Raw genomic sequence first — 871 nt, 5'->3', positions numbered from 1 at the left:
TCATACACAAAGGGAGGAGGAGCAAGCCGCTACCATCCGCAGATGCTGTTAAAAGTATTGATCTACTGCTATCTGACCGGTACCTATTCGTCGCGGCAGATTGCGAAACAATGCCGAGAAAATGTGAACGTAATGTGGCTGGCAGCAAACCAAAAGCCGGACTTTAGAACAATCAATGCATTTCGAGGAGAAAGGCTGAAAAGTGTGATTGAAGAAGTATTTACGGCAACGGTAAAGCTTTTGTATGAAAAAGGCTATGTCAAATTAGAGAAGTATTTTGTGGACGGGACAAAGATAGAAAGTGCGGCGAACAAATACACATTTGTATGGAAAGGGTCGGTAGAAAAGTACGAAAAGAAACTTGATGAAAAGGTCAGAGAGCTGATAAAAGAAATAAACACGATAGCCGAACAAGAAAATGATATATATGGCGATAAAGATTTAGAAGAGCTTGGAGAAGGAGCAGAGGTTACGAGTAAAGAGATCAAAGAAGTTGCGCAAAAGATAAACAACAAGCTTGAAGCGTTGGCAGAGAACAGCGAAACAAAAGCAAAAACGGTTAAAAAAAACTGGAGAAAGCAAAGAAAGAACTTGAGACAGAGCTGCTGCCGCGAAAAGAAAAATATGAAGCATACAACGCAACCTTTAATGGGAGAAACAGCTTTTCTAAAACCGACCATGATGCCACTTTTATGAGAAGGTATAACTTCGGCAGCCGAATAAGGCTGCCTCGTTAACCGTCAAGTTTTCTTCCGAAAACTTGCTTATTGACATATGCGCTTTTCGCGCACGAATGCAACACCTTCCAAAGTTGACACTTTGTTCAGTTGTTGCATTTATAGGCATGAAAGAAGATGCGATGAAGAACGGA

Annotated in this window: 2 protein-coding genes; one reads left to right on the top strand and one right to left on the bottom strand. The window is 41.1% G+C overall.

What is annotated here, in order from left to right; translation table 11 throughout:
• The coding region (locus HGH47_RS12185; RefSeq protein WP_432912730.1) for a transposase at positions 1–696 on the top strand (696 nt) is incomplete at its 5' end.
• Here the strand turns inward: HGH47_RS12185 and HGH47_RS12180 are convergent.
• On the bottom strand, positions 691–871 hold a 181-nt coding region (locus HGH47_RS12180), incomplete at its 5' end, for a hypothetical protein (protein ID WP_432912727.1). The two genes, HGH47_RS12185 and HGH47_RS12180, sit on opposite strands and share 6 nt — an antisense overlap.

Origin of the sequence: Treponema sp. OMZ 805, from assembly GCF_050937395.1 — a bacterium.
Classification (GTDB): domain Bacteria; phylum Spirochaetota; class Spirochaetia; order Treponematales; family Treponemataceae; genus Treponema.
The sequence above is the reverse complement of the archived record's forward strand: the minus strand, read 5'-3'. Positions and strand labels throughout refer to the sequence as shown.